19 protein-coding genes are annotated in these 21,886 nt (G+C 71.3%); 9 read left to right on the top strand and 10 right to left on the bottom strand.

The annotated features are described in order from the left end of the window. Positions 1-187 precede the first annotated feature (187 nt). Positions 188-1,141: a hypothetical protein gene (locus tag ACFZDA_RS09580; protein ID WP_391077476.1), complete on the top strand. Its 954-nt coding sequence runs from the start codon at positions 188-190 to the stop codon at positions 1,139-1,141. A gap of 126 nt (positions 1,142-1,267) precedes the next feature. On the opposite strand, the gene ACFZDA_RS09575 is transcribed toward ACFZDA_RS09580, so the two are convergent. Beyond that, positions 1,268-1,726 carry a TIGR03618 family F420-dependent PPOX class oxidoreductase gene (locus tag ACFZDA_RS09575; RefSeq protein WP_391077474.1) on the bottom strand — a complete coding sequence of 153 codons (459 nt, stop codon included), beginning with the start codon at positions 1,724-1,726 and terminating at the stop codon, positions 1,268-1,270. Between the two features lie 83 nt (positions 1,727-1,809). On the opposite strand from ACFZDA_RS09575, the gene ACFZDA_RS09570 reads away from it, so the two are divergent. Beyond that, positions 1,810-2,547, top strand: coding sequence for an SUMF1/EgtB/PvdO family nonheme iron enzyme (locus ACFZDA_RS09570; protein WP_391077471.1), 738 nt, complete (start codon positions 1,810-1,812; stop codon positions 2,545-2,547). Here ACFZDA_RS09570 and ACFZDA_RS09565 read toward each other — a convergent pair. The 3 genes from ACFZDA_RS09565 to ACFZDA_RS09555 form a co-directional block, all read right to left on the bottom strand. After that, the gene (locus ACFZDA_RS09565) at positions 2,544-3,515 is read right to left on the bottom strand and encodes an EamA family transporter (protein ID WP_391077468.1); all 972 of its coding nucleotides are present in this window, start codon (positions 3,513-3,515) and stop codon (positions 2,544-2,546) included. The two genes, ACFZDA_RS09570 and ACFZDA_RS09565, sit on opposite strands and share 4 nt — an antisense overlap. A 140-nt stretch (positions 3,516-3,655) precedes the next feature. Continuing rightward, positions 3,656-4,792, bottom strand: a complete 1,137-nt coding sequence (locus ACFZDA_RS09560) for a peptidoglycan bridge formation glycyltransferase FemA/FemB family protein (RefSeq protein ID WP_391077465.1) — start codon at positions 4,790-4,792, stop codon at positions 3,656-3,658. Between the two features lie 129 nt (positions 4,793-4,921). After that, positions 4,922-7,786 carry an FAD-linked oxidase C-terminal domain-containing protein gene (locus tag ACFZDA_RS09555; RefSeq protein ID WP_391078545.1) on the bottom strand — a complete coding sequence of 955 codons (2,865 nt, stop codon included), beginning with the start codon at positions 7,784-7,786 and terminating at the stop codon, positions 4,922-4,924. Positions 7,787-7,884: 98 nt separating this feature from the next. Between ACFZDA_RS09555 and serC the strand changes: the two genes are divergently transcribed. After that, positions 7,885-9,003 (top strand): phosphoserine transaminase, encoded by a 1,119-nt coding sequence (gene serC, locus ACFZDA_RS09550; RefSeq protein ID WP_391077462.1) that lies wholly within the window; start codon positions 7,885-7,887, stop codon positions 9,001-9,003. Positions 9,004-9,426: 423 nt separating this feature from the next. On the opposite strand, the gene ACFZDA_RS09545 is transcribed toward serC, so the two are convergent. From ACFZDA_RS09545 to ACFZDA_RS09530, 4 genes are all read right to left on the bottom strand, one after another. Further along, positions 9,427-11,025 carry an alpha/beta fold hydrolase gene (locus ACFZDA_RS09545; protein ID WP_391077459.1) on the bottom strand — a complete coding sequence of 533 codons (1,599 nt, stop codon included), beginning with the start codon at positions 11,023-11,025 and terminating at the stop codon, positions 9,427-9,429. 203 nt (positions 11,026-11,228) lie between these two features. Then, positions 11,229-12,758: a cellulase family glycosylhydrolase gene (locus ACFZDA_RS09540; RefSeq protein ID WP_391077456.1), complete on the bottom strand. Its 1,530-nt coding sequence runs from the start codon at positions 12,756-12,758 to the stop codon at positions 11,229-11,231. Positions 12,759-13,002: 244 nt separating this feature from the next. Next, positions 13,003-13,821, bottom strand: a complete 819-nt coding sequence (locus tag ACFZDA_RS09535) for an ABC transporter permease (protein WP_391077453.1) — start codon at positions 13,819-13,821, stop codon at positions 13,003-13,005. Further along, positions 13,818-14,777, bottom strand: a complete 960-nt coding sequence (locus ACFZDA_RS09530; RefSeq protein WP_391077450.1) for an ATP-binding cassette domain-containing protein — start codon at positions 14,775-14,777, stop codon at positions 13,818-13,820. Before ACFZDA_RS09530 ends, ACFZDA_RS09535 begins: the two co-directional genes overlap by 4 nt. A 109-nt stretch (positions 14,778-14,886) precedes the next feature. Between ACFZDA_RS09530 and ACFZDA_RS09525 the strand changes: the two genes are divergently transcribed. Continuing rightward, entirely contained in the window at positions 14,887-15,708 is an 822-nt protein-coding gene (locus ACFZDA_RS09525; protein ID WP_391077447.1) for a TetR/AcrR family transcriptional regulator C-terminal domain-containing protein, read from the top strand. A gap of 17 nt (positions 15,709-15,725) precedes the next feature. Here the strand turns inward: ACFZDA_RS09525 and ACFZDA_RS09520 are convergent, their stop codons facing one another. Then, complete coding sequence (locus ACFZDA_RS09520) at positions 15,726-16,703, bottom strand: WD40 repeat domain-containing protein (RefSeq protein ID WP_391077444.1); 978 nt, start codon at positions 16,701-16,703, stop codon at positions 15,726-15,728. A 91-nt stretch (positions 16,704-16,794) separates the two neighbouring features. Further along, positions 16,795-17,610: a methyltransferase domain-containing protein gene (locus ACFZDA_RS09515; protein WP_391077442.1), complete on the bottom strand. Its 816-nt coding sequence runs from the start codon at positions 17,608-17,610 to the stop codon at positions 16,795-16,797. A 53-nt stretch (positions 17,611-17,663) separates the two neighbouring features. Between ACFZDA_RS09515 and ACFZDA_RS09510 the strand changes: the two genes are divergently transcribed. From ACFZDA_RS09510 to tgmC, 5 genes are all read left to right on the top strand, one after another. Next, on the top strand, positions 17,664-18,383 hold the full coding sequence (locus ACFZDA_RS09510; RefSeq protein WP_391077439.1) for a GntR family transcriptional regulator: 720 nt from the start codon (positions 17,664-17,666) through the stop codon (positions 18,381-18,383). Positions 18,384-18,850: 467 nt separating this feature from the next. After that, the gene (locus ACFZDA_RS09505; RefSeq protein ID WP_391077436.1) at positions 18,851-19,333 is read left to right on the top strand and encodes a DUF6415 family natural product biosynthesis protein; all 483 of its coding nucleotides are present in this window, start codon (positions 18,851-18,853) and stop codon (positions 19,331-19,333) included. Between the two features lie 92 nt (positions 19,334-19,425). Next, positions 19,426-19,737: a putative ATP-grasp-modified RiPP gene (tgmA, locus tag ACFZDA_RS09500; RefSeq protein WP_359762846.1), complete on the top strand. Its 312-nt coding sequence runs from the start codon at positions 19,426-19,428 to the stop codon at positions 19,735-19,737. Further along, positions 19,734-20,684, top strand: a complete 951-nt coding sequence (gene tgmB / locus ACFZDA_RS09495; protein WP_391077431.1) for an ATP-grasp ribosomal peptide maturase — start codon at positions 19,734-19,736, stop codon at positions 20,682-20,684. The genes tgmA and tgmB overlap by 4 nt, the downstream gene beginning before the upstream one ends. Next, positions 20,684-21,817, top strand: a complete 1,134-nt coding sequence (gene tgmC / locus ACFZDA_RS09490; protein WP_391077429.1) for an ATP-grasp peptide maturase system methyltransferase — start codon at positions 20,684-20,686, stop codon at positions 21,815-21,817. The genes tgmB and tgmC overlap by 1 nt, the downstream gene beginning before the upstream one ends. Positions 21,818-21,886: the final 69 nt, after the last annotated feature.

The following is a 21,886-nucleotide window of genomic DNA, read 5'->3' as shown; positions in this document are numbered from 1 at the left end:
CACGACGGTGTGCGGGGTTGGTGCGGCGTGCTGAGGAGCATGGCAGCGGAGCCAGAAACAATCAAGCGTGCTTGCATGAAACTGTGGGGTGGCTGAAAGCGTGTTCTTTCGCGGCGCGATCAATACACTCTGGGACGCGCTCGTTCACCGGGTCGCGCAGGGGTCACGCATCGGGGGAGACACAAGGATGAGCAACTGGAACCCGGGCGGGCAGCCGCCGCCGTACGGCCCGCACGGCGGACAGCCGTACCCGCCGCCGCAGCCCGGGCCTTATCCGCCCGCTCCCGGCCCCTATGGGCCGCCACAACCGCCGCCGGGCGGTGGCGGTGGCTATCCGCCCCATGTGCCGCACCCCTACACACCCCACCCGATGCCACCGCAGGCGCCGCCGCCCGGCCCCTTCACGCGGCTGCGGCGGCGGATCGGCCCCATCCACACCGCGCGCCGGGTCTTCAAGCCGTCCCGGCCGGACCTCGTCGAGGATCCGTTCATCGCGCGCATGCAGAAGATCCGTACGCTCGTGGGGCTCGGCGCGGTGGTGTGGGTGTCGCTGTCCTACAAGATCGCCCGCTCCGTCGAGGACGTCGCGGACGACCGGTTCCAGCAGTCGTGGATCAGCGTGCTGGTGCTGTCCGTGACGCTTCCGGTGGTCGTGGGCGTCCTGACGGCCCTGACGGCTCCGTCGGCCCGCCGGGACCTCCTGCGCCGGGCCGCGAAGTCGTTCGGCGCGATCGTGGCCCTGATCGCCGGGGTCGCCGTCTTCCCGGCGTCCGTGCTCACCGGCATCCTCGACGGGAAGCTCGCGATCAACCCGGTGATGACGGTGGTCACTTGGGTGGTCATCGTGTTCACCCTGGTGTGGGTGACGCCGTTCATCTTCTGGGGCATCGGCCTGGCCCTGATCCATGTGTTCCGCACGGCCGACATCCACCAGACCATGCCGCCGCTGCTCGCCATGACGCTGGTCTGGGAGATGGCGCTGATCGACGTCGTCAACGGGGCGTATGCGGGCGTGCCGGCGGCGGTGCGGGCGGTGTTCGTGCTCGGGGCCCCGCTGTCGGTGACCGCGGTCGGGTTGTGGGAGCTGCGGCGGCTGCGGGTGCATTACGGGATCTCGGTGCGGGGGGTGTTGGTGCGCTAGGGAGCCCCTAGGGGTTGATCCCGGGGCGGTTGTCGCCCGCGGGTCGGACATGGCCCCGCGGAGCCGGCCACCTGCCTGATGGCCGACCACCGCACGCGGCACTGTGGCCACCGCTCGCAGCAGGCCTCAGCCGTCGATGTCCAGCGCCGTTCCGTACAGCCGGTCCACGTGCAACCGCACGACCACCCGCCGCTCGGCCACCAACTGCTCCAGGAACGCGCCTTCGTCCTCCGGCCTGGCCTCCTCCGGGATGATCCCGAGCAGCTCCCGCCCGACCTCGTCACCTGGAACCGTCGTGACGTCGGAAACCTCCGCCTCGCCCTCCGCGACGGCGAACGACCACACGTCACCGCCCTGCACATGCAACGCCGCGCGCGGATTGTGCCGCAGCTGCCTGACCTTGACGCGGTCGGCCGTGGTCGAGAACCGCACGATCCGGGCGTCGGGGTCCCAGCTGTAGACCATGGTGGTCAGATGGGGCCGTCCGTTGCGCTTGACGGTGGCGAGCGTGCCGAACTGCTGCTTGCCGAGCAGGCCGGAGAGGGCTTCGTCGGACAGGGGGCGGGGGGCGGGGCCTTGAGTCATGGTCAGATCAACTCCGCGGCCCGCACGGAAATTTCACGGCCGGCGTCCGACCGCCGTTAGTGTGGCCCGGCATGGGAGCCGGCATGGACGTGGAGAACAGGCTGGTGGCCGTCCCCCCAGGGCAGGTGACGCTGTCCGACCGGCGGACGCGGCGGAGTTGGGCCGTCGACGTGGCGGCGTTCCGGATGTCGGTGTTCCCCGTCACTCAGGCCTGGTACGCCCAGGTCACCGGGGAGCGGCCGAGTGCCGTTCGTGGTGAGCGGCTGCCTGTCGAGGGTGTGTCGTGGTGGGACGCGGTCCGGTTCTGCAACGCGCTGTCCCGGGCGGAGGGGCTGACGCCCGTGTACCGCCTGTGCGACGACTCGGAGTCGGTCGGGTGGGACGCCTCCGGTGACGGGTACCGGCTGCCGACCGAGGCGGAGTGGGAGCACGCCTGCCGGGCCGGCGGCAGCGGGCCGCGGTACGGGAGGCTCGACGAGATCGCCTGGTATCGCGGCACCTCGCAGGAGCGCATCCGCCCCGTGGGCGGCAAGCGGCCCAACGCGTGGGGCCTCTACGACATGCTGGGCAATGTCTGGGAGTGGTGCTGGGACCTCTATGACGCCGAGGTGTACGGCACCTACCGGGTGCTGCGGGGCGGCGGCTGGGCCGACGAGCACTGGAGTTGCCGCGCTTCTGTTCGGCGCCGGAGTCATCCGACGTTCCGGATCGACGACGTGGGGTTTCGCGTGGCGCGCGGAGAGCGGTCAGCGGCCTCGGTGGACGCGCCCCGGCCTACGCGGCTTCCCGGGCGGCGGCTCCGGCTCCCGGGTGGCTGCTAGCCCTCCAGCCCCGTACCCTCCAGCGGCGCCGTCTTCCGGCGGCCACCGCCGCGTCCGCGCCCGACCTGGGTCCGTACCGCCCCCATGCTCGCCGCGATGACGAGGGCGATCGCGGCGGCCTCCGTGGTGGTGAGGGTCTGGTCGAGGAGGAGGAAGCCGGCCGTCGCGGCGATGGCCGGTTCCAGGCTCATGAGGATCGCGAAGGTGGAGGCGGGCAGGCGGCGCAGGGCGAGGAGTTCGAGGGTGTAGGGCAGGACCGAGGAGAGCAGGGCCACCGCCGCGCCGAGGCCCAGCGTCACCGGGTCGAGCAGCTTCGGGCCCGACTCGGCGATGCCCAGGGGAAGGAACAGCACCGCCCCCACCGCCATGGCCAGTGCCAGGCCGTCCGCCTGCGGGAAGCGGCGGCCCGTACGGGCGCTGAAGACGATATAGGCCGCCCACATGGCGCCGGCCCCCAGGGCGAAGGCCGCTCCTATGGGGTCGAGGTCGCTGAAGCCTCCCCCGCCGAGGAGGAAGACGCCGGCCAGGGCGAGTGCCGCCCAGACGACGTTGATCGCGCGGCGGGACGCCAGGACCGAGAGGGCGAGCGGGCCGAGGACCTCCAGGGTGACCGCGGGGCCCAGCGGGATGCGGGCGACGGCCTGGTAGAAGAGGCCGTTCATCGCGGCCATGGTGATGCCGAAGACGACGACCGTGCCCCAGTCGGTGCGCGAGTGGCCGCGCAGGCGCGGCCGGCAGACCACCAGCAGGACGGCCGCCGCCACGAGCAGCCGCAGCGCCACGACCCCGAGGGCGCCCGCCCTCGGCATCAGCATCACCGCCAGCGCGCCGCCGAACTGCACCGAGATCCCGCCCGCGAACACCAGGCCGACCGGCCCGAGGGAGCCGAGGCGGCCCGGTCGGCCCTGTGCTGTGGCAGCGGCGGTCGTCGCGGACTGGGGCGTGGTGGCGGTGTCCGGAGTGGTCACGGCAGGTCCTGTGCTCGGCGTACCTACATCTTGCTGCACACTCGTGTGCAGCAAGATGTACTTTGAAGTCCAGAGTAATGGACTCGCTCAGGTGCGTAAACCGTTTATGCCACTGTCCCGGAGTGCTCCGGGCCGGGCCCTCAGCGGCGGGCCAGGTACAGGCTCAGCGCCTTGTACAGCAGCCGGTTGACCGGGAAGTCCCACTCGCCGAGGTACTCCACGGCCTCGCCGCCCGTGCCCACCTTGAACCGGAGCAGGCCCAGCAGATGGCTGGACTCCTCCAGCGTGTCGGTGATGCCGCGCAGGTCGTAGACGGCGGCGCCGAGTTCATGGGCGTCCGTCATCATCCGCCACTGCACGGCGCTGCTCGGCTGGACCTCGCGCCGCCGGCTGGTGGAGGCGCCGTAGGAGTACCAGACGTGGTCGCCGACGGTCAGCATCGTCGCGGCGGCGAGCACCTCGCCGTCGTGGTGGGCGAGGTAGAGCCGCATCCGGTCCGGGTGCTCGGCGGTGAGCGCCCTCCACATGCGCTGGAAGTAGGGCAGCGGGCGCGGGATGAAACGGTCCCGCTCGGCGGTCTCGCAGTACAGCTCGTGGAAGGCCGGCAGATCCTCGTAGCCGCCGCGTACGACCTTCACGCCGGCCTTCTCCGCCTTGGTGATGTTGCGCCGCCACTGCTGGTTCAGGCCGCCGCGGATGTCCTCCAGCGACCGCCCGGCCAGCGGCACCTGGAAGACGTACCGGGGCTGTCCCGCGGCGAAGCCGTCCTCGCCGCCGGGTTCGGTCTGCCGCCAGCCCATGCGGCGCAGGGTGTCCGCTACCTGGCCGGCCCGCGGTTCGAACGACGTCGCCCGCACGTCGCGCAGGCGCCGGGCGGCCGGATCCGCGATCGCCGCCTTGACCGCCTCGGCGCTCCAGCGGCGCACCACGACCGGCGGGCCCATCCGCACCGCGAAGGCGCCCCGGCTCCCGAGGTGGGCGACCAGCGGCTCCAGCAGATGTTCGAGGCCGGGCTCGTGCCAGTCGATGAGCGGGCCCTCGGGCAGGTACGCCAGGTACCGCGGCAGTCCGGGCAGCTTCGGCCCGGGCAGCGGGCGCAGCAGTACCAGTCCCGCGCCGGCGAGCTGCCCGGCCTCGTCGAACCAGCCGAGGCTCTCCGCCCGCCAGTCGGGCTTCACCTCGCCCCAGGAGGGGATCTGCGTGTGGCTGGCGGAGGGGCGGGCCGCGACGAACGCGAGATGCTCGTCACGGGTGATCGGCTGGACGCGGACGCTCATGCGCGGGCTCCTTCGAGTGGCTGGTGCCGAGAGCCTAGGAGCGGCTTCGCCCCTGCCGCGGCTCAGACACTCGGGTCCGCCGCTGCCGTGGCCCGAACGCCTCAAGCGCGGGCGTGAGGGCAGTCGGTGTCAGCCGTCCCCCTCCAGCCCCGCCGCCAGCACCTCCGCCAGGTGCCTGCCCCGCACGCCCGCCAGCTGCTCCAGCTGCGTGCGGCAGGAGAAGCCGTCCGCCAGGACAACCGTGCCGTCGGGGGCGTCCCGTACCGACGGCAGGAGCTGTTCCTCCGCGCAGGCGGCGGACACCTCGTAGTGGCCCTTCTCGAAGCCGAAGTTTCCCGCGAGGCCGCAGCAGCCCCCGCTCAGCTCGCCCGTGAGCTGTGCGGCTCCCCGCAGTCGGCGGTCGGCGGCGTCGCCCAGCACCGCGTGCTGGTGGCAGTGGGTCTGGCCGGTCACCGGGCGGTCCACGCGCGGTGGTGTCCAGCCGGGGGCGTGGCGTTCCAGTGCCTCCGCGAACGTGCGGACCTTCGCGGCGAGGCGGGCCGCGCGCGGGTCGTCGTGCAGCAGCTCGGGGACGTCCGTGCGCAGGGCCGCCGCGCAGCTCGGCTCCAGGACCACGACCGGCGCGTCGGTCTCCAGCACCGGTTCCATCAGGTCGAGCGTGCGGCGCATGACCGCCCGGGCGCGGTCCAGCTGCCCCGTCGACACATACGTCAGCCCGCAGCAGACGTGGCCCCGGCCCCGCAGCAGGGACAGCGGGTCGAGGGCGACGGTCCTGCCGTCGCCCACCGGCGGTTTCTCCAGGCGCACGGTCGGCGGCAGCGCCACCCGCAGCCCGGCCGCCTCCAGCACCCGCACGGCGGCCCGGCCCACGGAGGGCGAGAGGTACTCGGTGAAGGTGTCGGGCCACAGGACGACCAGGTCGCCGCCCCGCACGGAGGCCCGGCGCCGCTCCCACCACCGGCTGAACGTCAGGGTCGCCACCCGGGGGATCTCCCGCTCGGGGGCGATCCCGCCCAGCCGTTTCGCCACCCCGGCCACAGGCCGCACCCGGGCCAGGGCGTTGACCAGCCGCGCCGTGTGCGTACGGGACACGGCGCGCAGCCACACCGGCAGCCGGCCCATCGTGTAGTGCGCGGCCGGCCGGCGCCGGCCGGCGTAGTGGTGGTGGAGGAACTCCGCCTTGTACGTGGCCATGTCCACCTCCACCGGGCAGTCCGACCGGCAGCCCTTGCAGGACAGGCACAGGTCCAGGGCGTCCCGCACCTGCGTGGAGCGCCAGCCGTCGGTGACCACCTCACCGGCGAGCATCTCGTGCAGCAGCCGGGCACGCCCGCGCGTGGAGTGCTCCTCGGCGCCGGTCGCCCGGAAGGACGGGCACATGACGCCCGAGCCGGACACCGACGTCGTACGGCACTTGGCGACGCCCACACAGCGCCGTACCGCCGCCGGGAAGTCACCGCCGTCGGCGGGGTAGCCGAAGGCGACGTCGACGGGCTCGCGGGGCAGGACGGAGAAGCGCAGGCCGGCGTCCAGGGGCGCGGGGCGGACCAGCATGCCGGGGTTGAGCAGGTCGTCCGGGTCCCACACCACCTTCGCCCGCTCGAACAGGCCGACCATCTCCGGCCCGTACATCTTCGGCAGCAGCTCCGCCCGCGCCTGCCCGTCGCCGTGCTCCCCGGACAGCGAACCGCCGTGGGTCACCACCAGCTCCGCGAGCTCCTCCGAGAAGCGGCGGAAACGGGCGATGCCGGGCTCCGTCAGCAGGTCGAAGTCGATCCGGACGTGGATGCAGCCGTCCCCGAAGTGCCCGTACGGCGTGCCGCGCAGCCCATGGGCCGCCAGCAGCGCCCGGAAGTCCCGCAGATACGGCCCGAGCCGGGCGGGCGGTACCGCGCAGTCCTCCCAGCCGGGCCAGGCCTCCGTCCCGTCCGGCATCCGGGTCGCCGTGCCGCTCGCGTCCTCCCGGATCCGCCACAGCGCGCGCTGCCCCGCCGGGTCGGTGACCACCAGGGCGTCCACGCCATCGGCCGCCCGCACGATCGCCTCCGCACGCGCGCGTGCCTGCTCGGCCGACTCCCCGCCGGTCTCCACGAACAGCCAGGCCGCGCCCCGCGGCAGGGCGGCCGGGGACGGCACCAGGTCCTCCGCCATGCCCTCCACCGTCAGCGGGCTGTACGGCAGCAGCCCGGCAGCGGCCTCCGCCGCCGCGCTCTCGTCGGCGTAGCCGAGCACGGCCAGCGCACGCGCGCGTGGTGCCTCGACCAGTCGTACGACCGCCTCCGTCAGCACGCCCAGCGTGCCCTCGGAACCGCAGAAGGAGCGGGCCACGTCGGCGCCCCGCTCGGGCAGCAGGGCGTCCAGCGCGTATCCGGAGATACGGCGGGGCAGCTCCGGGAAGCCGGTGCGCAGCCGGGCCAGTTCGCCGTCCACCAGTTCCCGCAGGCCGTCCGGCGCGCCGGCCCACCCCTGCCCGAGCCGCAGCCGCCGCCCGCGCGCGGTGATCACGTCCAGCTCGCGCACACTGTCCGCGGTCGTCCCCCAGGCCACCGAGTGCGAGCCGCACGAGTTGTTGCCGATCATGCCGCCGAGCGTGCACCGGCTGTGGGTGGACGGGTCCGGCCCGAAGCGCAGCCCGTGCGGGGCCGCCGCCTCCTGGAGCCGGTCGAGCACCAGCCCCGGCTGCACGACGGCCGTACGCGCCTCGGGGTCCAGGGCGACCAGCCGGTTCATGTGCCGGGTGAAGTCCAGGACGACGCCGGTGCCGGTGGCCTGACCCGCGATGGACGTGCCCCCGCCGCGGGCGACGACGGGCACCCCGTGCTCCCGGCAGACGGCCACCGCGGCGGCGACGTCGTCGGCGTCCACGGGGGCGACGACCCCGTGAGGAACCCTCCGGTAGTTGGACGCGTCCATGGTGACCAGCGCCCGGGAGGTGACGTCGAACCCGACCTCGCCCCGGACCGCCGCCCGCAACCCCGCCTCAAGTCCGGACATGCCTCCGCTCATGTCTGCGCTCATGCCCCCACTCAACACCGTCTCACCCGACGGACGACGTTTCGCCCGCGTTTCGGGAAGCGACTACGCTCCCCTCCGTGGCTGAGATCCGGATTCCCTCTGACATCAAGCCCGCGGACGGTCGTTTCGGCGCGGGTCCCTCCAAGGTGCGGACGGAGGCGCTGGACGCCCTCGCCGCCAGTGGCACGTCCCTCATGGGCACCTCCCACCGCCAGGCCCCTGTCAAGAACCTGGTCGGCAAGGTGCGTGAGGGCATCCGTGAGCTGTTCCAGCTCCCCGACGGGTACGAGGTGATCCTCGGCAACGGCGGCTCCACCGCGTTCTGGGACATCGCGACGCACGGCCTGATCGAGAACAAGTCGCAGCACCTCAGCTTCGGCGAGTTCTCCTCCAAGTTCGCCAAGGCCGCCAAGCTCGCGCCCTGGCTGGCCGAGCCGGACGTCATCTCCAGTGACCCGGGCACGCACCCCGAGCCGGTCGCCGCGGCGGGCGTCGACGTCTACGCCTTCACCCACAACGAGACCTCGACCGGTGTCGCCATGCCGATCAAGCGCGTGGCCGGCGCCGACGAGGGCGCCCTGGTCCTCGTGGACGCCACCTCCGGCGCCGGCGGCCTCCCGGTCGACATCGCCGAGACGGACGTCTACTACTTCGCCCCGCAGAAGTCCTTCGCCTCCGACGGCGGCCTGTGGATCGGCGTCTTCTCCCCGGCCGCCATCGAGCGCGCGGAGCGCGTCCACGCGTCCGGCCGGCACGTCCCGGAGTTCTTCTCGCTGCCGACGGCGATCGACAACTCCCGCAAGAACCAGACGTACAACACCCCCGGCCTGGCCACCCTGTTCCTCCTCAACGAGCAGCTGGAGTGGATCAACGGCCAGGGCGGCCTGGACTGGTCGGTGCGCCGCACCGCCACCTCCGCGCGGACGCTGTACGGCTGGGCCGAGGACGTCAAGTTCGCGAACCCGTTCGTCACCGACCCGGCCAAGCGCTCCCAGGTCATCGGCACGATCGACTTCACGGACGAGGTGGACGCCGCCGCCGTCGCCAAGGTCCTGCGCGCCAACGGCATCGTCGACACCGAGCCCTACCGCAAGCTCGGCCGCAACCAGCTGCGCGTCGCGATGTTCCCGGCGGTCGACCCGGCGGACATCGAGGCCCTGACGAAGTGCGTCGACTACGTGATCGAGAAGCTCTGATCTTCCCCCGCATGTGCGACAGGGCGCCCGGCGGAGTACCGCCGGGCGCCCTGTCGCATGCGCCGTGCGCTACCCGGCGGCCACGGACGCTCGGCTCGGTCTACCACTTCTTCCCCGGCGGCAAGCAGGAACTCGGCACGGCCGCGGTGCGGCTCGGCGACGAGGAGTTCACCGAGCTGCTGCGCGAGTCGCTCGACGCGGAGCCGGACCCGGCGAAGGCCCTCGCCGCGCTCACCGCCTCCCTCGCCGAGGGGCTGCGCGACTCCGACTGGCTCGACGGCTGCCCGGTCACCCAACCGTCGTCGGCAGCTGGCGCGATGGCTCGCGTCGTACGGAGGCAGCGGCCGCACGTGAACACGCAAGGGGCGCCCGGCAGACCCGGGCGCCCCTCACGTCATGTCAGGCGATGCTCACGCGAGCGCGTCAGACACCGGACCCCAGGATCCCGCGCAGGGTGTCGCCGACCGTCGCGACGGCCGACTGGCCCGTGCTCGGGGTCTTGCCCGCCGTGGCCTGCGGCTTCGGGTCGGGCAGCTTCTTGCAGACCGCGTCGGCCACACCGCTGCCGTGCGGCACCTTGCCGCTGGTGAGGTACGTCGCCAGGTACTTGTCGAGGCAGGCGTTGCCGCTCAGCGAGATGCCGTGGTTGCCGCCGCCCTGCTCCACGACCAGGCTGGAGCCGCGCAGCAGCCGGTGCATGGTGACACCGCCCTGGTACGGGGTGGCCGCGTCGTCCGTCGCCTGGAACAGCAGCACCGGCGGGAGCTTGGTGTTCGCCACGTTCACCGGCTTCAGCGTCTTGGTCGGCCAGAACGCGCACGGCGCGTTGTACCAGGCGTTGTTCCAGGTCATGAACGGCGCCTTCTCGTACACCGCCCAGTTGTCCTTGCGCCACTGCTTCCAGTCACGCGGCCAGGACGCGTCACGGCACTGCACCGCGGTGTAGACGCTGTAGCCGTTGTCGCCGGAGGCGTCGATGGCGGCGATGTTGTCGTACGCCTTGACCAGCGCGGCGGTGTCCTTCTTGTTGACGTACGCCGCGAACGTCTGGGCGAGGGTGGGCCAGTAGGCGTTGTTGTAGCCGCCGGGTATGAAGATGTCCTCCAGCTCGGAGGCGCCCACCTTGCCGCCCGCCGGCTTCTTGGCCAGGGCCGCCCGCATGGCGTACCACTTGGCCTCGACCTTCTTCGGGTCGGTGCCGAGCTTGTACGTCGAGTCGTACTTGGCGATCCACGCCATCAGCGCCTTGTGGCGCTTGTCGAAGGCGTAGTCCTGCTGGATGTTGTCCTCGTACCAGACCCCGGTCGGGTCGACGATCGAGTCCAGCACCAGGCGCCGCACCCGCTCCGGGTACAGCTTGGCGTAGACCGAGCCGAGGTAGGTGCCGTACGAGTAGCCGAAGTAGTTGATCTTCTTGGCGCCGAGGGCCTTGCGGATCGAGTCCATGTCCTTCACGGCGCTGACCGTGTTGATGTACGGCAGGACACCCGCGTACTTCTTGCCGCAGGCCCGGGCGAAGGACTTGGCCCGGTCGAGGTTGGCCTTCTCCAGCGCGGGCGTGCTGGGCACGGAGTCGGGGCGCACCGGGTCGAAGTGGCCCGGCTTGCAGTCCAGGGCGGGCTGGCTCTTGCCCACGCCGCGCGGGTCGAAGCCGATGACGTCGTACTGGGCGGCGACCTCCTTCGGCAGGGACGACGCGACGAAACCGGCCAGCGACAGACCGCTGCCGCCGGGGCCGCCGGGGTTGACCAGGAGCGGGCCCTGGTACGTCTTGGCGGTGTGCGGCACGCGGGACAGCGCCAGCGTGATCTGCTTCCCCTGCGGCTTGGCGTAGTCGAGCGGCACCTTCACCGACGCGCACTGCATCGTCGGGGTGTCCTCCGTACCGCACTTCTTCCAGGTGACCTTCGCGGCCTGAGCGGTGTTCGCGGAGTGCGGCGCACTGGCGCTGGCGGGGACGGCGGTGAGCGTCCCGGCCAGGACGACGGTCGCGCCGCACAGGACGGCTGCGCTTCTTCTCATGGAGTTCTCTCAGAACAGTGAGGGGGGTCAGGACCGCGGGTCCCACGGTCCGTGCCGCATCGTTTCGGAAGAGGACGCCCCGCACGTACGTTTTCGACCAAGACTTGACCGAATCGAGTCATCGCACGTCTTCAAGCACCTTCAGAAACAGGGGTGTTCCGGCGATTTCCGGCACGCTTCTCCCCCCTCACCTCACTTCGCCCTCAGGCAGCCGTACAGCTCACGCTCGGCACACCGCCGCCCCCGGGCGCGCCGCTCAGACCGAAGCTCGCCGAACCTCCCGCCGGTACGCTCCCGTTGTGCGCGGCGTTCACCGCCGTGACGGTCGCGCCGCTCTGGGTGTGCGTCGCGTTCCACATGCTGGTGACCTTCTGCGAGCCGGTCCAGGTCCAGCTCACCTTCCAGGACGTGAGCGGCACGGTGCCCGTGTTGGTCACCTTCACCTCGGCGTTGAACCCGCCGCCCCAGTCGCTGCTGACGGTGTAGACGGCGGAGCAGGCGGCCTTACCGCCGCCGGGGTCACCCGGGCCGCCCGGGCCGGGTCCGGAACCGCCGCCCTCGAAGCCCGGCGCCTTGACGGCCGCCAGGTATCCGTCCTTCGCCGTGTCCACGGTCTGCCAGTCGTCCTTCAGGATCCCGCCCGTGTCACCGGAGTTGGGGTTCCAGGACCAGAACGTCCAGTGGAAGCCGTCCGCGCCGTACGCCGACGTCGAGCGCAGGTACTTCACCAGCTCGGCCAGCCACTTCTGGTCCACCGCCGGCTGGAGCGTCGTACCGAACTCGCCGAGCCACACCGGCGCGATGTTCTGCTTGAAGATGTAGCCCCAGTACTTGTCCCAGATCCCGGGCATGTTGGCCGGGAAGGACGGGTCGCTGAACCACGACTGCTGCGCCACCGACGTGGCGTAGTCGTGGGCCGAGTACACCAGCCGGTTCGGGACGTCCAGTTGGACCGGGTACTGGGCGACGCCCATGAGGTTGCCGCCCCACCAGCCGTTGCTGCCGTTGTACGACTGCACGCCCTCGACCATGATCAGCAGGTCGGGGTTGACCGACAGCACGGCGTTGCCCGCGCGCTGGGCGGCCAGCCGCCAGTCCCGGGCCGTGTCGCCGCAGCCCCAGCAGGCGGGGTCGTGGGGCTCGTTGTGCAGGTCGATGCCGACGACGGTGGGGTTTCCCTTGTAGCGCGTCGCGAGGGACTTGAGGCCCGCGATCCAGGTCGACTCGGGGACCGACGCCGTGTACCAGAGCGCCGACTGGCCCGCCGCGTCCGGGCGGTGCCGGTCCAGGACGATCTTGAGTCCTGCCTGACCGGCGTACGCCACGATCCGGTCCAGGACCTCCAGCGACGTCAGACCCCGCAGGTCGGTGTTCTTGCCGTCGAAGTTGATGCTCTCGGGCATGGCGCCGGGCTTGAGGATGTCGTCGCTGTAGGGCATCCGGATGGTGTTGTAGCCCAGCGACTTCATCTGGTCGATCATGCTCTTGTAGTCGCGGGCCCACAGGCCGTGGACGACGTGGATGTCGGTCTCGAAGCCGAACCAGTTGACGCCGGCGATACGGACCGGCTGCCCGGCCGCGTCCAGGATCTGCCGGCCGCTGGTGTGCCAGTAGCCGGCGCCGGCCCGGGCGTCGACGCCGGCGTCCGCGTCGGCCTGGGCCGACTGGATACCGGCCAGGGGTAACAGGAGCGCCGCGGCGACGCACAGCGCTCTTCGCAGAGTGCGGAACATGGCTGCTTCCTCTCGGGGAGGCGCGGCCCCGGAACTCGTACATGGGAGCGCTCCCATTTTCGCCGCGCACCTCCCAGGAAACTGACGCACCATGAGCACGTCAACCCTCCGGGAGGTGCGGACACCTACTGGGCCCTGTCGTCACATTCCCGTCGTCCGCCCGAAGAGCGGGCCCCGCGGCGTCAGATGCGTGCGAGAGGGCGCGCATGGCGTCGCGGGGCAGGCGGGAACGTGGCGACCGGGCCTAGCGGCTCAGCTTCCTGAACCGCCGTACGGCCAGCGGCAGGAAGGCCAGCGTGAGGATCAGGGGCCACACCCCGGCCATCAGCAGCGCGTGCCGCTCGACCCATGTCTCGCCGCCGACCGGCGTGCCGAACAGCTCGCGGGTCGCCGCCGCCGTGGAGGAGATCGGGTTCCAGACCGCCACCCAGCCCAGCCAGTCGGGCATCAGCTGCGGCGCGACGAAGATGCTGGAGATCATCGTCAGCGGGAAGGCCACCGCGAACAGGCCGCCCGCCGCCTCCGGGTTGGGCACGAGCAGGCCGAGCCACACCCCGATCCAGATCAGCGCGAACCGCAGCCACAGCAGCAGCCCGAACGCGGCCAGGAAGCCGAGGCCCCCGTCCGGCCGCCAGCCCATGGCGAGCGCGGTGAGCATCATGATCGCCAACTCGGCGCAGGCGACGAGCAGATCGGTGACACCGCGTCCGGCCACCACGGCGGAGGACGCCATCGGCATGGAGCGGAAGCGGTCGATGACACCCTTGGTGGAGTCGTGGACCACGACGGTCGCCGTGTTGATGAAGCCGAACGCCATGGTCATCGCGAACATGCCCGGCATCAGGTAGTCGTTGTAGTCGCCGCCGCCCGGCACCTTCATCGCACTGCCGAAGACATAGCCGTAGAGCAGCACGGAGAGGATCGGGAAGCCCAGCTGCCAGGCGATGTTGACCGGCTGGCGCTGGTAGTGGGTCAGTCCGCGGCGGACGACGTTCCAGCAGTCGGCGAGCAGCCAGTAGGTGCGGCCGTGCGTGCCGGGCGAGCTCAGGTCGATGGCGCTCATGCCGCTGCCCCCTCCTCGGTCCGGTGTCCGGTCAGGCGCAGGAACACGTCGTCGAGGCTGGGCCTGCGCAGCCCGATGTCCTGGACGCGGGCGCCCTCGTCCTGGAGGGTCCGCGCCACCTCGGTGAGTGCCGTGACCCGGTCGGTGACCGGGGCGTGCACCCGCAGCTCGGCTTCGTCCGCCTCGGGTTCGCCGTCGGCGACCCGGGCGACCACCTTCAGCACGCGCGGGATCTCTGCTCGTTCGGCGACCACGACCTCGATACGGTCGCCGCCGACCAGGTTCTTCAGCCCGTCCGGGCTGTCGTCGGCGATGGCCCGCCCCTGGTCGATGACGGTGATGCGGGAGGCGAGCCGGTCGGCCTCCTCCAGGTACTGCGTGGTGAGCAGCACCGTCGTGCCGCCCGCCACCAACGCCCGTACGGAATCCCAGACTTCCCCGCGACTTCGGGGGTCGAGACCGGTGGTCGGCTCGTCGAGGAAGAGGACCGACGGGGCGAGGATCATCGACGCGGCGAGGTCGAGGCGGCGCCGCATGCCGCCGCTGTACGTGTCCACGCCCCGGTCGGCGGCGTCGGCCAGGCCGAACTGTTCCAGCAGTTCGGCCGCCCGGAGCCGGGCCCGCCCCCCGCCCAGGTGGAACAGCCGGCCGAACATCTCCAGGTTCTGGCGGCCGGTGAGCACCTCGTCCACCGCCGCGTACTGCCCCGTGAGCCCGATCCGGGCCCGCACCTCGCGCGGCTGCCGGGCCACGTCAAGACCGGCGACCGTCGCCCTGCCGCCGTCCAGCCGGATCAGCGTGGACAGGATGCGGACGGCGGTGGTCTTGCCCGCCCCGTTCGGCCCGAGCAGGCCGTGCACCGTGCCCTCGCGTACGGCCAGGTCGAAGCCGTCCAGGGCGCGTTTCTCGCCGTACCGCTTCTCCAGCGCCTCGGCCCGCACCGCGTATCCGTCCATGCCGCCCCTCCTCTGTGCTCGTGCCCAGCGCGTCACCTAACTGGGTACACCGTACCCGATTGCGCGTACGCCGTACCCAGTTTTTTGTCGTGGCCCTAAGCTGGGCTCCATGGAAAGCGGCACGAGTGGTACTGGCGGTACTGGCGGCACAGGCAGTGCGGGCAGTGCGGGCAGTGCGGAGACCAGCGGCAGCGGCGATATCGCCCGCACCCTCGAACTGCTGTGGGACACCGGCCGGCGTCCCAGCCGCGGTCCCAAGCCGACCCTGACCCTGGAGCAGATCGTGGAAGCGGCCATCCGGGTCGCGGACACGGAGGGTCTGGAGGGGCTCTCCATGCGCCGGGTCGCCGCCGAACTCGGCACCGGCACCATGTCGCTCTACCGGTACGTCCCCGGCAAGGGCGAGCTGCTCGACCTGATGCTGGACCGGGTCCAGCGTCCCTCCGAGAATCCGGCGGACCTGGGCGACGGCGGCTGGCGTGCCGCCCTGGAGGCCATGGCCCGCGGGACGCTCGCCCTGTACCGCCGCCATCCCTGGCTGCTCCAGGTCAACCAGTCCCGTCCGATCCTGGGCCCGAGCGCCCTGGACGGCATGGAGAAGATCCTCACCCTGATCCGCCCGATGGGGCTGACGGACCCCGAACTGGTCTCCGCGATCACCCTGATCGACGGGTACGTCGTCGGGGCCGCGCGCACGCAGCTCTACCAGCAGGAGGCGGAGCGCCGGACGGGCCTGACGGACGCGGAGTTCTGGCAGGCACAGGTGCCCGCGCTGGAGAAGGCCCTGGCCTCGGGCCGCTACCCGGTGATGGCGTCCCTCTCCGTGGACACGTTCGGGCCGGACTTCGACCACTTCGGGTTCGGACTGCAGCGGATCCTGGACGGGTTGGAGGTACTCGTGGCGCAACGCCGAGACGAGCCGGCCTCATGAGCCGCCGTCCCATGCTGCTACCTGCGCCGCCTCAGCCCGCGCAGACCGAGCAGGGCGGCGCAGGCCACGGCCACGGCGATGGCGCCGGTCTTGAGACTGCCGCTGAACCCGTCGCCGCCGCCACCGCCGCCACCGCGCGCTGATGGACTCCCGCCCCCGGCCGCCGATCCGGAGCCGCCGGGCGCGTCCTGCCCCTCCACCGAACTGTCGGCCCCCTCGGCGCCGTACATGAGCCTCGTCCCGTCGGCGGTGTAGGTGACGGACTCGCCCTGCCCGAGGAACGGCACGCCGAGCCGCTGCTTCCGCTTGATCTCGCCGCCGTTCCAGTCGTACGCGATCGCGCCGAAGTAGCTGCGGACGACGAGGTGTTCGCCGTCCGGGGAGAGCGTGGCGTCGGTGGCCTCCAGGTCGGGCACGGCGGCGACGGGCCGGAAGACGTTCGTGCCCGAGGCGGAGAGCTCGGCGGGCCCCTCATACAGATGCCCGCCCTTCTCGTTCTTGTCGACGATGTAGGCCCGGCCGGTCTTCGGGTGCACGACGAGGGACTCGGCGTCGCGGGCCCCGTCGGAGTACTTCACGACGTACTGCGTGGCCCGGACCGTCTGGTCCTTCAGCGTCTTCGGCTCGGGCAGCTCGTAGATCCACACGTGGGGCCAGCTGCCGCCGAGGTTGTCGCCTATGTCGCCGACGTAGATCCGGTTGCCCGGGCCGATGGAGATCGCCTCGACGTCCCGGGGCGCGCCGACGCCGGTGAGGGTGAGGCGGGCGACGGTCTCGCCCGTCCCGCTGTCGACGGCGTAGATGTAGGGACCGTCGTCGCTGTCGTTGTGCGTCCAGTAGATGCCGGGGTGGAGCCGGGAGGCGGCCAGACCGCTGGACTCGGTGATGCGCGGGTCCTTGATCGTGAAGTCCTCGTCGGTGTCCGCGGCGGCGGCGGGCACGGCGAAGACGCCCACGAGGAGGGCCGCGGCGAGGAGGACGGAGGGTCTGCGCATGCCCCAAGCCTGCCATCCCGCTGCGCGGTTCATCGGGTGCCGTTCGGTGGCCGGCACCTCCCGGCCGGAGGCGGTAGTCCCTTCTTTGCCATCACGCCGGTCTGCGTCCGATCGCCAGCAGGTGGGAACTCGCTGCCAGCAACTCGGGGTAGGGCTCGGCCATGCGCGCTGCGGTCAGTGCCGACCTGAAGAGGGCAGAGTCGCGGAAGTCGCCGCCGGTGTTGCGCTCGGCTGCCGCAAGCATCGACCAGGCGGGGCCCTCGATGCCGAAGACCTCGGCTCCCTCGAACCCGGCCGCGGCGACCTCGTTGCGCAGTTGCTCGCCGCTGTGGAAATAGGCAGCGGTGAACGCCTTCTTCCCGTCGTGGATCTGGCTGCGCAGGATGCCGCAGATGCTCACCTGCACCGCCTCTTTGTGGAGGTGGGCAAAGGCGGCGTGTTCGAACAGGGACGAGTATCGGTTGATGCCCGCGGCCGCCAGGAGGCCGCCTGGCTTGAGTACGCGGTACGCCTCGGCGAGGGCCCGGTTGCGGTCGGCGCGTTCGATGAGGTGGTAGAGGGGGCCGAGCAGGAGCACGACGTCGTATGAGGCGTCCTCGCCGGTGAGCTGGCGGGCGTCCCCGAGCTCCACGGTGGCGCCGGTGTCCTTGGCCTGCTCGATGTGGCGTGGGATCGGGTCGACGAGGTGCACGGTGTAGTCGTCCTTCACGAGCCAGCGGGCGTGGGCGCCGGGGCCTCCGCCGACATCGAGGACCCGGGCTGGTGGCTGGGGGAGGTGTCGGCGCAGCAACTCCTGCGTACGTACCATCTCCAAGCGCCCATCGGCAGTGGTGGTCAGCCTGTCCGCCTCGTCGATGGTCTCGCTGTAGAACCGCGTGATCTCCGGCGCTAGCTCAGGGCTCGTCATGCGAGCATTCTGGTGGCCTGCCGGTGGACCAGTCCAGTGATCGGAAGCAAGCCATGTCCCTGCTGAAGTACGAGCAGATCGCCGACGACCTGCGCACGCGCATCGCCAACGGTGAGTTCGGCCCGGGTGAGCTGCTGCCGTCAGGTCGCGATCTGGCCGAGCAGTGGAACGTGTCGAGGGCCACGGTCGTCAAGGCATACGACGTGCTACGGGCCGATGGCCTCGTCGTGGCCCGGCAGGGAGCAGGGTTCACGGTCGCCGAGGCGCCGATCGCGCGTCCTGCGGGCGGACGCCGGGCTGACTCAAGCCGCGTCACGGGCGGCGCGCCGTACCGGCGACTGGGGGTTCCTGACCGGGTCGTCCCGCCCGCGCACGTGATCGATGCCCTGGGGCTGAAGCCCGGCGAGACTGCGTTGCGGCGGAGGCGTCTGGTGCTTCTCGACGACGGCTCGCCGGGAACGCTCGTCACCGCATGGTTTCCGCCGGCGGTCGCCGACCTGGCGCCCCGGCTGGCCCTGAATGGACCTATCGCCGAAGGCACCACGCACTATGTGCGGCGTGAAACCGGTCGGTCGCCCGCTGAAGGTGTCGACATCACGACGGTCCGTCTGGCCAGTGACGAGGAAGCCGGCGTGCTCGAAGTGGATCAGCCTGTGGCGGTGGCCGTCGTGCGGCACGTGGCGTATGACCAGGACCGACGTCCCCTGGTGTGCGAGATCGGTGTCACGCCGTCGCACGTGTTCGAAGAGACGGACACGTACCCGATGAGGTAGCAGCGCATCCAAGCCGCTTGACTGGACCGGTGGACCGGTCCAGTCTTTGGGTTGTGCCGTGCCGGCGCGCCGTGAAAGCGGCCGTGCTGTGTCCGGCTGCCGGAAATGACGAAGCCCGGCGACCGCTGACACGGCCCCGGGCGCGGCCAACGCTGCTGAGGAGCGTCGACGATGACTTTCCTATCGCGAGCACTCGAATGGGTAAGAGCGGTGCTGTTCGGACCGCGCACTCCCGGTCGGCACCGCCGTGCCCCCGCCCCGCACACGGCGCTCCCCGAGCCCTCTCGCCATCCGTGGCCTGAGGTATGGGGCGCGCGGCTCGTGACCGCACGCAGTCACCGCCGGGAACGGCAGGCGCCGCCACTGCGGGAGGGCACAGGCGTTCTGGTCCGGCCCTACGTGGCGCGCCTGGGCGAGGGCGTGTACGCAGGGGCGGGTGCCCAAGCAGGCCCCTGGGGGGATGCGCGATGAACGCCACCCGCGGCACAGAGGCGCTCGCCTCGACCGTTGTCACGATGGCCAGTCAGGCGACCTGGTTCATCGAGCAGCCCACGCTGCTGGGCCACCAGACGGTCAAGAGCTTTGAGGCCGACTTCCGCGCCTTCATCGAGCAGATGACTCCGCAGATCGAGAAACTCGCCGCCACTCAGTCCGCTGACGACGTCCCTGCGAACGTGGCACTCGCCGCGATCGCCGAAGCTCACAGCCGCATGGGCGAGCCCGAGGCCGCGGGCCTGCAAGGTGAGGTTGAGCGGGTGAAGGGGCTGGCGCGATCGGTCGTGTCCCTGGTCGGCCATCACGACAGCCTCCTCGGCATCAGGATGTGCCCGTTGTGCGACCGGCTGATCCATGGCGACGACGCGTGGGAGCCGTACGGCGTCGGCCGCCCGCCTGGTGAGGCGGCCCGGTCGGGCCGCGTCCACGCCGCGTGCGCCACACGCTGTCCCTGACGAGGGGTCGCCCTGCCCCGGCGTGAGGGGCTCTGAGCAGGCCGAGCGCTAGGCGGGCCGTACCCACACCCGACGCAATGAGAGGAAGCCCCTTGTTTGCTCATTCCGATCGGCTCCCGACCGGGACGCCGCTGCCGTCCGGCGCCTCAACTCCCGTCCCTTGGGGCCTGCGGCGCATGGCGCCCTACCCGGCGTTCGCCCCAGGCTACGCACGGACCGAACTCGACCCCGCCACCCAGACCGCCCGCTACTTCGACGCCGATGGACAGGTGCTGGAGATGGGAAAGCACGGCACCAGCACCGGGACGAACCCGCCTACCAACACCGGCAACCCATCCGACGGCCAGGGCGGTGGCGGCAGTGGCGGCGGTGACCAGGACACCGGGAACGACAGCGACCAGTGACCGGTTCCGGCCCGGTCCTGGTCGTCACCAACCTGGACGACCCTACGGCCGACGTGGTGATCAGCGAGCTGCACGAACGGGATGTCCCGGTCGTGCGGTTCGACTCGGGGGACTTCCCCCACGCCCTGTCGGTCGCGGCCACGTTCACGTCGAACGGCGTGGAGGGCACACTGTCCACGCCGTCCCGGTCAGCAAACCTGTCCGGCATCCGTTCCCTGTACTATCGCCGGCCCTCCGGCTTCACCTTCCCCCACCTGGATCAGCAGGACGCTCGGTTCGCCATCACCCAGGCCCGCTACGGGCTCGGTGGCATTCTGGCCTCGCTGCCGGGCTGCCGGTACGTCAACCACCCACACCGCATTGGGGATGCCGAGTTCAAACCGTCCGGCCTGGTCGCCGCGGCGACAGCGGGTTTCCGCCTGCCGCCTACGGTCATCACCTCCGACCCGGACACGGCCCGGGACTTCGTCAAGCAGTACAGCCCGGTGATCTACAAGCCGCTGTCGGCGCCGCTGTACCGCATCGACGGCGTCTCGTGCACCGTTGAGGTTGCCGAAGTCGGGGCCAACGATATCGATGAGGCCGTCTCCGGGACCGCACACCTGTTCCAGCAGCGCGTCGACAAGGCCGCAGACGTACGGGTCACCGTCATCGGTGACCGGGTCTTCGCCGTCCGTATCGACTCGGACTTGCTGGACTGGCGCACCGACTATGGCCGCTTGCGCTATTCCGTCGCCCAACCGCCGCCCGGAGTTACCGAGGCCCTCCACGCATACCTGGGCCACTTCGGGCTGGTCTTCGGCGCTTTCGACTTCGCTGTCGACGGCCAGGGGCAATGGTGGTTCCTGGAGTGCAATCCGTCCGGCCAGTGGTACTGGCTGGAACCCGAGACCGGCCTGCCGATGCTCGGGGCCATGGCCGACCTCCTGGAAGGGAAGAACCGCTGATGAGTGTCATGGCCTCCGCCGCCCTGCGCCGGGCCCTGGCCGACCAGCTTGCCGGGGCCGGCGCCTTGCGCACCGAGCCGTGGCGGCAGGCCGTCGAAGAGGTGCCCCGGCACGAGTTCCTCCGCGGCGGTTTCTTCGAGCGGGTCGAAGGCTCCGCCCCGACCGCCTGGCGGCCGGTCCTGGCCGACACCGACGGCTGGTTGGAACGCTGCTACGCCGACGAGTCGCTGGTCACGCAGATCGCCGGCACCATCGTGCCCGGCGACATCCATGGCCAGATCATGCGTGTTCCGACCTCTTCCAGCACACTGCCGAACCTGGTCCTCCGCATGCTGGAAAACCTCCGGGTTGAGGACGGTAACCGGGTGCTGGAGATCGGCACCGGCACGGGGTACTCCACCGGATTGCTCTGTCACCGGCTCGGCGACGACCTGGTCACCTCTGTGGAAGTGGACCCCGAAGTGTCACGCCGGGCCGGCACCGCCCTCGGCACCTGCGGCTACTTCCCCGAACTGGTCGTCGGTGACGGCCTGGCCGGGCACAAAGAGGGCGCCCCATACGACCGGCTGGTCGCCACCTGCGGCGTGCTCGAGCTACCGCACACGTGGATCGAGCAGACCAAGCCGGGCGGCATCATCCTTGGCACGCTCGGCGGCTGGCTTTACTCCTCGGAGCTGGCCAGGCTGACCGTCGGCCACGACGGGGTGACCCGCGGTCAGTTCCTGGGCGGTCAGGTCTCCTTCATGCTCGCCCGCCCGCAGCTCCCGCCCCCGCTCGGCATGCTCCCCGACTTCGGCGCCGGGCAGGAGCGGACGACGCCGGTCGGCGCTGATGTCCTGGACGACTGGGTCGCGCGGTTCGTCGCGCAGCTGGCAGCCCCGCGCGCGCAGCGCCTCAGCCTGACGATCGCCGACACGACCCAGGATGTCCTGGTCGACGTGGAGGCCGGCGCCTGGGCAGCCCTCACCCAGGACGGTGAGCACTGGATCGTCCGCCAGGGCGGGCCGGTGCAGCTGTGGGACGCCGTCGAGGACCACGTGCTGCGGTGGCGGGCGAACGGCTCCCCGGCCCTGGACCGCTTCCAGATCATCGTCACCTCCGAGGCGCAGAGGGTGATCTGGCAGCAGGTCTGACGTCCTCCTGACCGGCCCCGCTCGTCAGGGTCCGTGGCCCGACTCACACCCCGTCCGCCCGTCTGATCG

Source organism: Streptomyces sp. NPDC007991 (assembly GCF_042958445.1).
Lineage (GTDB): Bacteria > Actinomycetota > Actinomycetes > Streptomycetales > Streptomycetaceae > Streptomyces.
Note: the sequence above shows the minus strand (reverse complement) of the source record. Positions and strands in the feature narration are given on the sequence as shown.